The sequence below is a fragment of the Rahnella sp. PAMC25559 genome (genome assembly GCF_050632365.1).
In the GTDB taxonomy this organism is placed as follows: domain Bacteria; phylum Pseudomonadota; class Gammaproteobacteria; order Enterobacterales; family Enterobacteriaceae; genus Rahnella; species Rahnella rivi.
In genome coordinates, this window is sequence record NZ_CP192544.1 from 297433 (window position 1) to 310470 (window position 13038).

12 protein-coding genes are annotated in these 13038 nt (G+C 55.5%); 3 read left to right on the plus strand and 9 right to left on the minus strand.

The window, feature by feature from the left end; all coding sequences use genetic code 11:
• Nucleotides 1-378: 378 nt before the first annotated feature.
• From ACQZQY_RS23720 to ACQZQY_RS23750, 7 genes are all read right to left on the minus strand, one after another.
• Nucleotides 379-1203: a Cof-type HAD-IIB family hydrolase gene (locus ACQZQY_RS23720; RefSeq protein ID WP_056775095.1), complete on the minus strand. Its 825-nt coding sequence runs from the start codon at nucleotides 1201-1203 to the stop codon at nucleotides 379-381.
• A gap of 102 nt (nucleotides 1204-1305) precedes the next feature.
• Nucleotides 1306-2478 carry an MFS transporter gene (locus ACQZQY_RS23725; protein ID WP_431297366.1) on the minus strand — a complete coding sequence of 391 codons (1173 nt, stop codon included), beginning with the start codon at nucleotides 2476-2478 and terminating at the stop codon, nucleotides 1306-1308.
• Between the two features lie 79 nt (nucleotides 2479-2557).
• On the minus strand, nucleotides 2558-3571 hold the full coding sequence (locus ACQZQY_RS23730; protein WP_431297367.1) for an ROK family protein: 1014 nt from the start codon (nucleotides 3569-3571) through the stop codon (nucleotides 2558-2560).
• Between the two features lie 69 nt (nucleotides 3572-3640).
• Nucleotides 3641-4528, minus strand: a complete 888-nt coding sequence (locus tag ACQZQY_RS23735; RefSeq protein ID WP_431297368.1) for a serine hydrolase domain-containing protein — start codon at nucleotides 4526-4528, stop codon at nucleotides 3641-3643.
• 53 nt (nucleotides 4529-4581) lie between these two features.
• Nucleotides 4582-5304 carry an amino acid ABC transporter ATP-binding protein gene (locus ACQZQY_RS23740; RefSeq protein WP_056775167.1) on the minus strand — a complete coding sequence of 241 codons (723 nt, stop codon included), beginning with the start codon at nucleotides 5302-5304 and terminating at the stop codon, nucleotides 4582-4584.
• Nucleotides 5291-6055, minus strand: a complete 765-nt coding sequence (locus tag ACQZQY_RS23745) for an amino acid ABC transporter permease (protein WP_056775108.1) — start codon at nucleotides 6053-6055, stop codon at nucleotides 5291-5293. Before ACQZQY_RS23745 ends, ACQZQY_RS23740 begins: the two co-directional genes overlap by 14 nt.
• 60 nt (nucleotides 6056-6115) lie before the next feature.
• On the minus strand, nucleotides 6116-6883 hold the full coding sequence (locus ACQZQY_RS23750) for a basic amino acid ABC transporter substrate-binding protein (RefSeq protein WP_122096901.1): 768 nt from the start codon (nucleotides 6881-6883) through the stop codon (nucleotides 6116-6118).
• A gap of 207 nt (nucleotides 6884-7090) precedes the next feature.
• On the opposite strand from ACQZQY_RS23750, the gene ACQZQY_RS23755 reads away from it, so the two are divergent.
• Entirely contained in the window at nucleotides 7091-7798 is a 708-nt protein-coding gene (locus ACQZQY_RS23755) for a hypothetical protein (RefSeq protein ID WP_431297369.1), read from the plus strand.
• A 45-nt stretch (nucleotides 7799-7843) separates the two neighbouring features.
• On the opposite strand, the gene kup is transcribed toward ACQZQY_RS23755, so the two are convergent.
• Nucleotides 7844-9718 (minus strand): low affinity potassium transporter Kup, encoded by a 1875-nt coding sequence (gene kup, locus ACQZQY_RS23760; protein WP_431297370.1) that lies wholly within the window; start codon nucleotides 9716-9718, stop codon nucleotides 7844-7846.
• Nucleotides 9719-10025: 307 nt separating this feature from the next.
• Here kup and ACQZQY_RS23765 point away from each other — a divergent pair, with 307 nt between their 5' ends.
• Both ACQZQY_RS23765 and mntP read left to right on the plus strand, forming a co-directional pair.
• The gene (locus ACQZQY_RS23765) at nucleotides 10026-11102 is read left to right on the plus strand and encodes a membrane-associated sensor domain-containing protein (RefSeq protein WP_431297371.1); all 1077 of its coding nucleotides are present in this window, start codon (nucleotides 10026-10028) and stop codon (nucleotides 11100-11102) included.
• Nucleotides 11103-11456: 354 nt separating this feature from the next.
• Nucleotides 11457-12029 (plus strand): manganese efflux pump MntP, encoded by a 573-nt coding sequence (gene mntP, locus ACQZQY_RS23770; protein ID WP_431297372.1) that lies wholly within the window; start codon nucleotides 11457-11459, stop codon nucleotides 12027-12029.
• A gap of 80 nt (nucleotides 12030-12109) precedes the next feature.
• Here mntP and ACQZQY_RS23775 read toward each other — a convergent pair whose 3' ends face one another.
• On the minus strand, nucleotides 12110-12949 hold the full coding sequence (locus ACQZQY_RS23775; protein WP_431297373.1) for a MetQ/NlpA family ABC transporter substrate-binding protein: 840 nt from the start codon (nucleotides 12947-12949) through the stop codon (nucleotides 12110-12112).
• Between the last annotated feature and the right edge of the window lie 89 nt (nucleotides 12950-13038).

The window sequence follows — 13038 nt, forward strand, 5'->3', positions numbered from 1 at the left end:
AAGAAGTTTTCGCGATAATCTACAAAAAAGCCCTGCCAGCAGAATTAAAAACCGCAAAACAGAAAACGAAAGGTGAATAATGCCAGCAGGAAGCCTGTTCTGACAGATATAGTGCCTGGGGGAATTGTTGAGGAATTATTATTGCAGTCTGATTGACATTTACATGCTGAAAATAAATGGCGTTTAAATTTAACCTGTCATTTACACCATGTCACAGCACATAAACATTCTCACTGCATTCGAGCAGGCTGACTAGGAATTTTCGCGTTTTTTTCGCGAAATTTCTAATTAGTGAGATCTATAAGATTTTCCGCACGAATCGCTCACGCACAACCACGCCAGAGGGCCGTTGGCCGCTGACGTGGCTGCATGGGCTGGTCAGCCGTGATTAACGTCAAATGGCGCACGGCCATTCAGCCAGTCATCAATCACCTTCAGCACGCCCTCTTCCCGGTTGGATGGCGCTCGGTATTTGGCGGCCGCTTTTGCCGGTTCAGAGGCGTTTTCCATCGCGAAACCGTATCCGGCGTAGCTGAGCATCTCCAGGTCGTTCCCGCTGTCACCGAAGGTCATCACTTCTTCATCGCGAATGTCATAACGCTGCTGGATTTTCTTCAGGCCGTTCGCTTTGTGATTACCGGTAATAATCAGGTCAATCGATCCGTGGCCGCTGGTGACCGGCGCAACAATGCTGCCGAGTTGCTGGGTGATTTCCCCCATCAGCGGATACACGTCATCTTCCACATAGCTGAGCGCAAATTTAAAAATGGTGTCATCGATGTGCGCGTAGGTCGGCACTTTGCTCAGACGGTGATAGTAATGGCTCATGCGACGGATGAACTCTTCATCGGTGCCCTCGAGCACATAAGCCCCTTTTCTGCCGCAGACAAGGTTATTGATGCCGGGCGTGCGGCCAATCCATTGCAGGACCTGAGAGACCTGTTCACGCTCCAGGCTGGCGCAATACAGCTCCTGTTTTTTATCGACCACGTAAGCGCCACCTTCGGCGACATAGGCGATCTGGTCATCCAGCTCATCAAAGAAGGATTTCAGCTGGTAATACTGGTTGCCGCTGGCAACCACAAATTTGATACGGCGACGCAATAATTCCTGATACTGCTCGCTAAAACGTGCCTGGTTATATTCGCTATATTCATTCAGGAACGTGCCATCCATGTCGACGGCGATAAGTTTTACGGCCATTGCAGCTCCTACAGGGTCAGATGATAAAAGGCGAAAATAGAAAAAAAGCGGGCGTTTTACGACCCGCCCGCGGTTCAGTGTGACTCAGTTATCCCAAAATCATTAATATTTTAATTTGTACGCGCCGAAGGTGATGATCAGGAAAGCCGCCGCGACGCCTGAGAATGCCACGTACAGGCTGGAGAGATGCGCGATAAACCCGATCAGCGCCGGGCCGCCGAGCACGCCGAGATAACCCAGCGTCGCCACCATCGCCACCGACATATTGACCGGCATGACTTTCTCCTGCCCTGCGAGGGTGATCAGCACCGGCACGATATTCGCCGCGCCAATGCCCACCAGCGCAAAACCACACAGTGGCAGGATCCAGCCCGGTAACAGCACCACCATCAGATAACCGGCAATGCCCAAAATGCCGCCCACCACCAGCACACGTTTACGCCCCAGCGCGCTGACGATGGCGTCGCCGGTCAAGCGCATCAATGACATTGCGACGGCAAAGACGGCAAAACCCCAGCCCGCATGTTCCAGTGCCAGACCACGTTCGCGCGTCAGGAATACGCCGCCCCAGTCAAGTACCGCGCCTTCGGCCATAAAGCAGATCATGGCCATCACCGCCATCAGTACCAGGCGGAAGTTAGGCCGTCGTTTGGCTTTTCCTTCAACATGCTCTTCCTCGTGCGCGCCAAACGGCAACAGGCCACGACAGGAGTACGCGGTCACGATAATCACCAGTGCGATGGCGTAAAACGTACTGCCGAGCGGTGAAACGCCCGAGCTCAGCAGCAACGAACCGCCGCCGGCACCGGCGATACAGCCGACGCTCCATAAGCAGTGAAAACCGGACATCAGCGGCTTATCCGCGGCCTGCTCGACCAGCGTTCCCTGCACGTTCACCGAGACATCTGCCAGCCCGATGCCCATGCCGAAAATGAACAGGCTCACCGCCAGCAGCCAGATGTCGCTAAACAGCGCCAGCAGCGGCAGCATCAGGCAATACAATATGACCGAGGCGATGATCACTCCCCGGCAGCCAAACCGGCCAATCAGCCGTCCGGAACCCAGCATGGAGAGTAACGAACCTGCGCCGAGGCACAGCAACAGCAGGCCGAGATCCCCTGCTTCCGAATGCGTGCGTAACTGCGCGTAGGGCACCAGCGCGGCCCACAACCCCATCGCCATGCCGGTGACAAAAAAGATTGAGCGGGTGGCGACCCGTTTGGCCGGGCTCCCGATGTGGTCAGGCGTATCAGGTAGTTCAGATGAGAGTGACAAAAGGCGTTCTCCGACGGTCAGATGAGTTATTAAAAGTCTTTTAATAAGTGCCGAGTATATTGGCGTCCGGAAACTAAAGTCAATGCGCGCCGGTCTGCGTGCTGAAGGCGACGTGACGGTTATAGTTGTTTAACGTCAGTTCGGTGATGCCTTGCAAATAATCCTGACGCATCGACGGCCTGTACACCAGTTCAGGCATATGCTCCTGTGGAATGTGCTGGTGGCAGCGCGTGAGTAATTCCGGGATCAGCGCCTGGCTGATTTTGGGGCCGGACAGCGCGATAGTCATTGGGTTGATGATCGCCGCCAGCGAGACAATGACTTTTGACATTTCGTCGGCCACCGGCAGTTTATCCATGCCGCTGAACGGCAGATTAGACACCTCACCGGCAAACTGGCTGGCGCCCTGCAACACCTGCCCGTTGATCACCATGCCGCAGCCGAGGCAAGGCACTTCCGGTTTGAAAATATAGGCCACCGGCGCAGTGACTCCGGCGCAGCTGCTGCGGTAAAAGCCGTAGGCGGTGTAGTTCATGTCATTGTCCACCTGCACATAAATAGCGAAACGGTCGCGCAGCTCCTGCTCCACCGGCACACCGGCGAAGGCGCTGATGTCGCAGGTCGCGACCTGCCCTTTCACCACCACGCCCGGCAACCCCAGCCCCAGCGCGGTGATGTTCGGATACTGCGTCAGGATACCGGCGATAAGACGGTAAAACCCCTGCCGGTCCTGCGGCAGAAACCGCTCTTCACCCTGCGCCAGACATCCGCCAATGGCAGTATTCACGGTCCAGACGATTTGCGCGGCGGCGTCACTTCCCTGCACATAAATACTCAGCACCGAGAAATAATCCGGGTTGTACGCATACCGCTGCGCAGGGCGGCCACCGCGCGACACCTCACGTTCCAGCGCCAGCACTTCACGGCTGCCACTCAGTTCATTCAGCACGGTGCCGCAGGTGGCGACGCTCAGCCCCGTCGCCACCGCCAGCGCAGCTTTGGTCGCAGAGCCCAGTGATTTCAAAGCATGGGTGACCAGCACCACATTATTGATTTTCATTTCACGGGTTGTACGGTTGAGCGGAGTAAACATATGGCCTCGGGCAGACAGGTAAGAATGGCGGGTAATTTAGCACAAAGTGGAACCGGTAAGCGCCTGCGGTTACCCCATGTTCAGCACGCGTCGGGTGAGTTCTGTTTCGGCCACGCCTTCGTCATGCCCGTCGGTAAAACAGGCACCGGTCACCGCTTCGCGCAGATCCGGGAAGTGGTAGACCGCATTCACGCAAGACGGCCCGCCGCCAGAATGCCCCACAGACCGCCCGCTCTCGCCCATTGCGCCGCTCATCAGCCCCAGCGCGTAACCGCATTCGGTCCATGGCCGCCCTGCAAGGGCACCGCCGAGCCGACGGGTCACCTGCATGTCGGCCAGCGACGCCGCGTTCAACAGGTTGCCGCTGAATAATCCGTGCAACAGTCTGGCCGCGTCGCGCACGTTGCCGGTCAGGCAGCCGTGATACACCCAGCCCGGATGGTAAGTGCCGGCGGCGGCGCAGTGAAGCCGGGCGAACTGTTCGCGGGTGGTGGCAAGGGTTATGCTGGTCAGCCCGAGCGGTGTCGTGATGAAGTCAGCCACCAGTTGCGCAAAACTCCGCCCTGATGCGGCTTCGATGTGTTCCCTGGCCAGCATGTAGCCGACATTGGAATAAGACCAGCCCTCGCCTGGCGCAAACAACATGCCGTTGGCTAACGTGGCACTCAGTAACCTGTCGCGTGACCAGGGTTGATCAGCGGCAGCCACCGCGGCGTGATAAGCCTTCAGCGCGCCGTAATCCGGCAATCCGGCGGTGTGACTGAGCAGTTGGCGCAGCGTGTAAGCCCCGCCGTCAATCCCTCTGTCCAGATCCACCGCACCGTTTTCACGCAGCTTCAGCGCACAAATCGCGATCGCGGTTTTGGTGAAGCTCCAGTAAGGAAAGCGGGCATCGGCATCGCCTTCGCTCCTTTCCTCACCCGAGGCGGAAATACAATACGAATGGAATTCAGGCATGACTGACCTCATGACATGAAAGAAAACGGGCGCTGATGAAAGCGCCCGTCGGGTTATAGTACTTTACTCAAAAATTCACGGGTTCGCGGATTTTCCGGCGCGGTAAACAGTTGCTCAGGCGGCCCCTGTTCCTGAATCACGCCCTGATCGATAAACACCACGCGGTCGGCCACTTCACGGGCGAAGCCCATTTCGTGCGTGACGATCACCATCGTCATGCCTTCCAGCGCCAGCTGTTTCATTACCGCCAGCACTTCACCCACCAGTTCCGGATCCAGCGCCGACGTCGGTTCATCGAAAAGCATGATCGACGGTTCCATCGCCAGCGCACGGGCAATCGCCACGCGCTGTTGCTGGCCGCCGGACAAACTGGAAGGCCAGGCGTCGATTTTGTCGATCAGCCCGACTTTTTGCAGCAGCTTTTCGGCACGCGTGACCGCTTCGGCTTTCGACAACCCTTTCAGCGACATGGGCGCCATGATCAGGTTTTCCAGCACGGTCATGTGCGGGAACAGATTAAAGCGCTGAAACACCATGCCCACGCCGGAACGCAGCGTATTCAGATTGGTTTTCGGATCATGCACCGCAAAACCGTTCACCACCACTTCGCCGCCGTTGGGCTTTTCCAGCGCGTTCAGACAGCGCAGGAAGGTGCTTTTGCCGGAGCCGGAAGGCCCGATAATGCACACCACTTCTTTCTCTGCGATGTCACAGGAAATACCGCGCAACACGTGCGTTTCGCCAAACTGTTTCTGTAAATCCTTAACGTGAATCACTTTTGCCAAACCTCTTTTCCATGTGTTGAACCAGCAGCGAGAGCAGGAAAGTCAGCACCCAGTAAACCAGTGAAATGGTCAGGTAGGGTTCCCAGTAGGTGGCGTAAGCGCCGGAAACGGTACGTGCGGCGTAAGCCAGATCGGCCAGACCAATCGCCGAAGCCAGCGAGGAATCTTTCACAATCGCGATGGCGTTATTCCCCAGCGGCGGCAGAATGCGGCGGAATGCCTGCGGCAAAATCACTTTACGCATGGTTTTGCCCCAGCCCATCCCCAGCGCACGGGATGCTTCCATCTGACCGTTGTCGATAGACTGAATACCCGCGCGGAAAATCTCGGAGACATAGGCTCCGGCGTTCAGGGTGATCGCCACCACGCAGGATAAAAACGCGCCGTAATCAGACCGCAATGCTCGGGCAAACTCCGAAGACATCAGCCCGTTAGCCACCAGAATGCCGTCACGCGGATTGATAAACAACGGCACCAGCGCAAAGTGAACCACCATGATCTGCACAAACAGCGGCGTACCGCGAAACGCACTGACGTAAATGCGCACCGGCCATTGCACGGCAAAGCGCAGAATGTGTTTCCACGGGCCGTCGTCGGCGCGAGCCATGCGCCCGAGGCCGAGCAGCAACCCCCAGCTGGTGCCTAAAATGACGCAAATAATGGTGCATTTGATGGTCATCAGCGCGCCCTCGACAAACAGCGGCGCGTATTCTGAGATTATCTCCCAGCGAAATCCGGTCATACCTGTCCTTGTTCAGGGGCGTGTTACCGCCCCTGATTAACGTTGTTCGTGTTGAAAATATTATTGAGCGGGAAGCGTTGGAACGTTCTTATCAAACCAGGTTTCGTAGATTTTCGCGTAGGTGCCGTCAGCCACGATTTTCTTCAAACCGGCGTTGATTTTACCCAGCAACTCGGTGTTGTCTTTCGCCACCGCAATACCGAAATACTGACGCTCAAACTTGCTGTCCGGCACCAGTTTCAGGGCTTTTTCAGGATGGGATTTGATGTAGTACTTCACCACGCCCACGTCGCCGACGGCTGCGCCGATGCCGTCTTCCGCCAGTTCCTGCAACATCAGCGGCGTGTTATCAAAACGTTTGATGTCGGTGCTGTTTTTGCCGAGCGTGTCAGACACCACGATATCCCCGGTGCTGGAGTTCACCACGCCCACTTTCTGGCCTTTCAGCGCGGCAACGGAATCCACTTTAGAATCCACAGGCACCACGATGGACTGTTCGGCCGGGAAGTAAGGCGCGGAAAAATCGACCATCGCTTTACGTTTGTCGGTGATGGTGATGCCGGAAATGATGATGTCGCGGTCGCCGGAATTCAGCGTAGCGAAAATACCTTCCCACGGCGTGTTCACCAGTTTGATGTCAAAGTTTTCCGCTTTGGCAATGGCTTTGATGATGTCGATATCAAAACCTTCCAGCTGTTTCTGGCTGTTTTCATATTCGAACGGACGGTAAGTGCCGCCGGAACCGACAACGTAGGTCGTCTGTGCGGCAAAGGCTGATGTGATTAAAGAAGAAAGCAGACACCCGGTGAGAATTAAGGACTTAAGCATGGTCACTCCTGTGTGATTGTGTTTTTATGCATATAATTTGCATAAAAATACACAAATTGACGAAGCGCTTCAACTTAAAGTTGTGTGGCGGTTACAAACTGAAGAGAAGATTGTTCCGAGTTCCCCGTCATCGCATTCATCTCAATCCTCAGATCGGGTATATTGATACGCAGATCACAAAAATCCCTCAAAGGAAGATACCGAACTATGAGTTATCGTTTTACCCTTGCTGCCGTTGCAGCCGTTTTTGCCCTCACAGGATGCGCAAAACCGAAAACCGCCGAACAGGCACCGGCTTTCGATTTCGGCTCGACGCGGGTAACCGTGACGCATATCCCGACGAAAACCGATGATGGCACCAAACTTTACGTGACCGTGGATGACAAAGACGCCGGAGCGCTCGGCGTTGGCGAGTCACTGGAGGTCAAACTGCCTGAGGGCAAACATAAAGTGGGCGGCTATGCCCGTTCGCTGATTGGCCGCGTGTCGATTTCCCCTGTCGACGTCACAACATCCAGTGATGTGATTAGCCATGTCACCTATTCTGTGGCGGATCTCAAACCCACCTTCTTAGTGCGTGCCGCCACACCGGTGCCGAAACCTAAGTCAGAATCCATTCCGGCAGAACCTGTTCCTTCACTGCCGAATATCCAAATGGAATCCCCGGCAGCCGCTGAGCAAACGCAGGCCGCAACGCCAGCCACACCGGCTGCCACTGAGCAAACGCAAACTGTGACGCCAGCTACACCGGCGACCACTGAACAAACTCAGGCCGCACCGCCAGCCGCACCGGCCGCCACTGAGCAAACGCAAACTGCGACGCCAGCCGCACCGGTCACCAATGAGCAGGCGAAAACCACACAGGAATCTGCCACGCAGGACGTCACAAACCTGACGCAAACCCCGCAGGCGTAGCCCTCTTATCACCGCGTATTCAGCCAGAATACGCGGTGATAACCGTCAGAATTTCACCACAGCCCCCAGCTCGATCACCCTGTTCGGCGGAATATGGAATTGCTCCGGCGCGCGCAGCGAGTTGCGCTGCAACACCTGGAACAGTTTACCCCGCGCTTTCAGATACCACGGACGCGGATCGCCGAGAATAAAGGTATCGCGGGACATAAAGAATGACGTTTCGTTCATGGTACATTTCAGCCCTTCCAGCCCGCAGCGATACAAAATATCCTCTACGTTAGGTTTTTCACGCCAGCCATAATTGGCGATCACCCGCCAGAATGTCGGTGAAAGCTGTTCAATGTTCACGCGTCTCACGTTGTGCACATAAGGCACATCCGCCGTGATCATGGTCAGCAAAATCACCCGCTCATGCAGGATCTTGTTATGTTTAAGATTGTGCAGTAAGACCAGCGGAACCTCGTACAACCCGCGCGACATCACCACGGCGGTGCCGGGCACCCGTTTCGGCGGCGCCTTTTCCAGCGAGGTGATCAGGGCTTCCAGCGCTTCCGGATCCTGACGCAACCGGCGCAACAACCGCGAACGCTCCGTTTTCCAGGTCAGCATAATCAGCAAAATGGTCAGGCCGATCACCACCGGCAGCCAGCCGCCGGAGAACAGTTTTGTCAGGTTAGCGGCAAAGAGCGGTACGTCAATCAGCAGCATCAGCGTCATCACCAGCCCGCCAGCCCAGGTTTTCCATCCCCAGTTTTTCACCATCACAATCCCAATCAGCAAAGAGGTGATGACCATGGTGCCGGTGACCACAATCCCGTAGGCCGAAGCCAGATTGCTGGAATGTTTAAAGCTGAGAATGGCGATCAGTACCGCGACGTAAAGCAGCCAGTTGACCACCGGGATGTAAATCTGTCCGGATTCGACGTCAGAGGTATAGATGATGCGCATCGGAGGCAGATACCCCATGCGCACAGCCTGACGCGTCAGGGAGAACACGCCGGAAATCACCGCCTGCGAGGCAATCACCGTCGCCAGCGTCGCCAGCACCAGCAGCGGGATCAACGCCCAGCCGGGCGCCAGAAGGAAAAACGGATTCTGGATAGTGTCAGGGTGGCTGAGCAGCAACGCGCCCTGACCGAAATAATTCATCACCAGCGCCGGGCCAACCAGCACAACCCACGCGATGCGGATCGGTTTCTTACCAAAATGCCCCATATCCGCGTACAAGGCTTCGCCACCGGTCACCGACAGCACCACCATGCCCAGCGCGAAGAACGACACCGTTTTGAATTCGACAAAAAAATGCAGCGCCCAGTACGGGTTCAGCGCCTGCAATACGTCCGGGTTGCGAATAATCCCGCCGATCCCCAATATCGCCAGCACCACAAACCACACCACCATCACCGGCGAAAAGATTTTCCCCACGCTGCCGGTGCCGTTTTTCTGAATGAAGAACAGCAGCGTCAGCACCGCAACGGCCGCCGGAATGATAAAGCGATCGAAAGACGGCGCAATAAGCTCCAGCCCTTCAATGGCGGAAAGCACGGAGATCGCGGGCGTGATGACGCCGTCGCCATAAAAGAAACTGCCGCCGACCAGGCCGAGAAACATAATGACCGGCACCCAGCGCGGATTCAGGTGACGCACCGCCAGCGACATCAGCGTAAGGATCCCGCCTTCCCCGTCGTTATCTGCGCGCATCACAAAGCTGATGTATTTCACTGACACCACCAGCATCAGCAACCAGAAAATCAGCGACAAAAATCCGAACAGCGAACTTTGGGTCAGCGTGATCCCGGACTGCCCGGTCAGACATTCGCGCAAGGTATAAAGCGGGCTGGTACCAATATCACCATAAACGACACCGATGCAGGCGGTCGTCGCGCTGAGCAGCGACGACTTATTTTGTATGTGTTTCATGCGTCTTCGCCATGTTTTGGGGAAGCCTTTGCGGCCCCATTCACGCAGTATAGATGCTGGTGTGAATTTGCCCTGCTGCGGGCAGAAAAATGCCCATAACTCACAGAAATAAGCGGATTTTTTCAGCGCAAAGCGTGACCGTGTTTGGTGTTTTGACAAGAATGTGTCTATTACTTTAATGCCGTTACCCTGCGGGGTGACATTGTTTGTCCGTCCTTATCGCCCAATGTCTGAGGTCAATCCCATGGTGAGCGAGAAAAGAAAACCGCCAACAATCAATTTGCCGCTGTGGAAAAGGCGTGAGGAGATGGTTGCCTACGCGCTCTCAAAAAGTGTGCCCTGGTTTGCGTTCATCAACTTCAGTTTTGCGGTCATCGTCCTGTGCCGCAGCCAGATTTTCGGCCATGCCGATGCCGCCGTTCCCCCGGTACCCGCCTCTGTGCTGGACATCATCGACATCACCATGGGCGTGGTGATCGCCCTGGCGGCGGGCAGCCTCGGCGTCGTCTTTATCGGGGAAAAGCGGCTGACGTCGTTACGGTGTCTTTTGTTCGATCTGGTGTTCCTGCTGACGGGCGCAATCTGGGCATACAGTTGCTACTACTTTGTCACCTTATGGCAGTTACCCGTGTCGTATCCGCTGGTCATCATTCTGATCCTCACGGCACTCTCAGCACTCTACTTTTATCCCCGCGGATTATTGCTGTACGCCACTCCGCTGTGGTTATCCGCGTTACTGTCCAACATCAGTCTGTATTCAGATCTTAATTTGCGGTTTTTCGTTATCTGGTGTCTTTTCTCGCTGATTCTGATTTATGGGCGTCATATTTTGCAGCACTGGTTCGACGAAAACTGGCAACGCCATCAGGATAATCTGGTGCTGATCTCTTATCTGGACACGCTGGCCAGCCAGGATCCGCTGACCGAAACCGCCAACCGGCGCGGAATGGAAAGCCATCTGGATATGGCGGTAGCTCAGCGTCTGCCGTTTGCGCTGATCATGCTGGATGTCGATTATTTCAAACGCTACAACGATCACTACGGGCATCAGGCCGGCGATCACTGTCTGGTGGCGATCGCCCGCGCGCTGAAAGACGCCGTGCGCACCCCGAAAGATCTGGTCGCACGCTATGGCGGGGAGGAGTTTCTGGTTCTGCTGCCAGGCGCATCCGTTGAGGAAGCCATCGCCGTGGCTGAACGTATTCGCGCCAAAATCAGCGAGCAGGCCATGCCTCACGCGCAATCAGAGGTGAGCGAACACGTCACCGTCAGCATGGGCGTGACCGGTTATGATCACGGAAAACGCCTTGCCGAACTGATCGCCGCCGCCGATGCCGCGCTCTACCGGGCAAAAGAACAGGGCCGCAACCGCTGGTGCCAGTAAGCAGCGTTGATTTTGCAGATTCAGACGAAGGGAAAGCCGGACGCATAAAAAAATCTTTCCCACCCGTGAGCGGCTCATCCGTCACCCGCCGCTGCCTCCTGCTCAAAATAAGACCCGCTGCATAATTAAGCGGGCGCGTAAATTATTATGATAACTCACGTTTTTCCTCCTTAACCACCAATACCCTTGCAGTTTTGAAGCCTTTTCATACAAATATAGCCTGTGCTAACATTCTTAACGCATGCTATAACTGATTGAATATTATGGTTTTTTTATTTTATCTTCTGTGGCAAACTGCACGCCTCTTTTAATAAGGCGCCTTTTGCTCGACGAAAGGCCTGACTGGTCTGTTTTATGCAATTTTATACGGTCGTTATTCTGGCGTTCGGCATGTCGATGGATGCGTTTGCTGCGGCAATCGGTAAAGGCGCATCCCTGCACCGTCCGCCGCTGAAAGAAGCGTTACGCACCGGGATTATTTTTGGCGTGATTGAAGCCATTACGCCAGTGATCGGATGGGCCATTGGCCTTGCAGCCACACAGTTCATCATGGAGTGGGATCATTGGGTCGCGTTCACCCTGCTGCTGGTGCTGGGCAGCCGTATGATTATGCAGGGATTTAAGAAAGACACCGGCGAAGAAACAGAGATACCGCACCGTCACGGATTCTGGCTGCTGGTCACCACCGCCATTGCCACCAGCCTTGATGCGATGGCCGTGGGCGTCGGCCTCGCCTTCCTGCAGGTTAACATTCTGGTGATGGCGCTCGCCATCGGTGCCGCCACCACCATCATGGCCACCTCAGGCATGTTGCTGGGCCGTTTTTTAGGGGCTGCCATCGGAAAATGGGCCGAAGTGCTGGGTGGCGTTGTGCTGATAGGCACCGGCACATCCATCCTGGTCGAACACCTCGGGCTGCTGAACTGATCGTTCGAAACGCCAGCTGATGACATGAAAAAAGGGAACTCCGGTTCCCTTTTTTGCGTTTTACGCCTGCTCAGATCACGTCAGCTTTTCGCCGCGGTCACCGGCAACACCGAACCTTTAAACGTTTCACTGATGAACTGCGCCACCTGCGGCGATTGCAGGTCTTTCGCCAGTTGCTTAATCCGTGGATCGTTTTGCAGTTTCTCCGTGGTCACCAGAATATTGGCATACGGGTTGCCCTGCGCTTTCTCCAGACCCAGCGCATCCTTCGCCGGGCTCAGCCCCGCTTCCAGCGCAAAGTTACCGTTAATCACTGCCAGATCAACGTCCGGCAAAGAACGCGGGATCTGCGGGGATTCCACTTCCAGAATTTTCAGGTTCTTCGGGTTAGTGGCAATGTCGCGCGGCGTGGCCTGATTTTTAGCCGGATCGTTAAAGCCGTCCTTCAGCGTGATAAGCCCCTGACTTTGCAACAAATACAACGCGCGGCTCAGATTGGTTTCGTTGTTAGGCACGGCGACGGTGCCATTTTGCGGCACATCCGCATAGCTTTTATGACGGCTGGAATAGACGCCCAGCGGCTCAATGTGAACCTGCGCCGCCACGACAAACTTCACCTTCAGCGCCTTTTCCTGTGACAGCAAATAGGGCACATGCTGGAAATAATTGGCGTCAATATCGCCATGCGCCAGCAGTTCGTTAGGGTTCAGCCCGCTGGGAATTTCGATCACTTTCAGATTCAGGCCGGGGTCAATTTTCTGCACATAAGCCAGAATTTCGGCGTGCGGCACGGCATCAGCCTGCACCCGCAACGGTTCCGCGGCCCAGGCCGAAACGGAAGAAAGTAACAACGCCACAGCCGACAAACGCCCGACAATGGAAGCGGGGGCAGAAAACGGCAGAACAAGATTTTTCAGCATAAGCATTCCCTTCAGATAAGCCTTTAGAATAAGTGTGATGGCGGCTTTTCGCCCCGACGGGCGCACCCCAGACACACCTATGCTGACAC

Bases quoted from the DNA above. Each gene is read 5' to 3' on its own strand.
- ACQZQY_RS23720 (WP_056775095.1), bottom strand. From the start codon at position 1,203: ATGGCCGTAAAACTTATCGCCGTCGACATGGATGGCACGTTCCTGAAT.
- ACQZQY_RS23730 (WP_431297367.1), bottom strand. From the start codon at position 3,571: ATGTTTACTCCGCTCAACCGTACAACCCGTGAAATGAAAATCAATAAT.
- ACQZQY_RS23735 (WP_431297368.1), bottom strand. From the start codon at position 4,528: ATGCCTGAATTCCATTCGTATTGTATTTCCGCCTCGGGTGAGGAAAGG.
- ACQZQY_RS23745 (WP_056775108.1), bottom strand. From the start codon at position 6,055: ATGACCGGATTTCGCTGGGAGATAATCTCAGAATACGCGCCGCTGTTT.
- ACQZQY_RS23750 (WP_122096901.1), bottom strand. From the start codon at position 6,883: ATGCTTAAGTCCTTAATTCTCACCGGGTGTCTGCTTTCTTCTTTAATC.
- ACQZQY_RS23755 (WP_431297369.1), top strand. From the start codon at position 7,091: ATGAGTTATCGTTTTACCCTTGCTGCCGTTGCAGCCGTTTTTGCCCTC.
- kup (WP_431297370.1), bottom strand. From the start codon at position 9,718: ATGAAACACATACAAAATAAGTCGTCGCTGCTCAGCGCGACGACCGCC.
- ACQZQY_RS23765 (WP_431297371.1), top strand. From the start codon at position 10,026: ATGGTTGCCTACGCGCTCTCAAAAAGTGTGCCCTGGTTTGCGTTCATC.
- mntP (WP_431297372.1), top strand. From the start codon at position 11,457: ATGCAATTTTATACGGTCGTTATTCTGGCGTTCGGCATGTCGATGGAT.
- ACQZQY_RS23775 (WP_431297373.1), bottom strand. From the start codon at position 12,949: ATGCTGAAAAATCTTGTTCTGCCGTTTTCTGCCCCCGCTTCCATTGTC.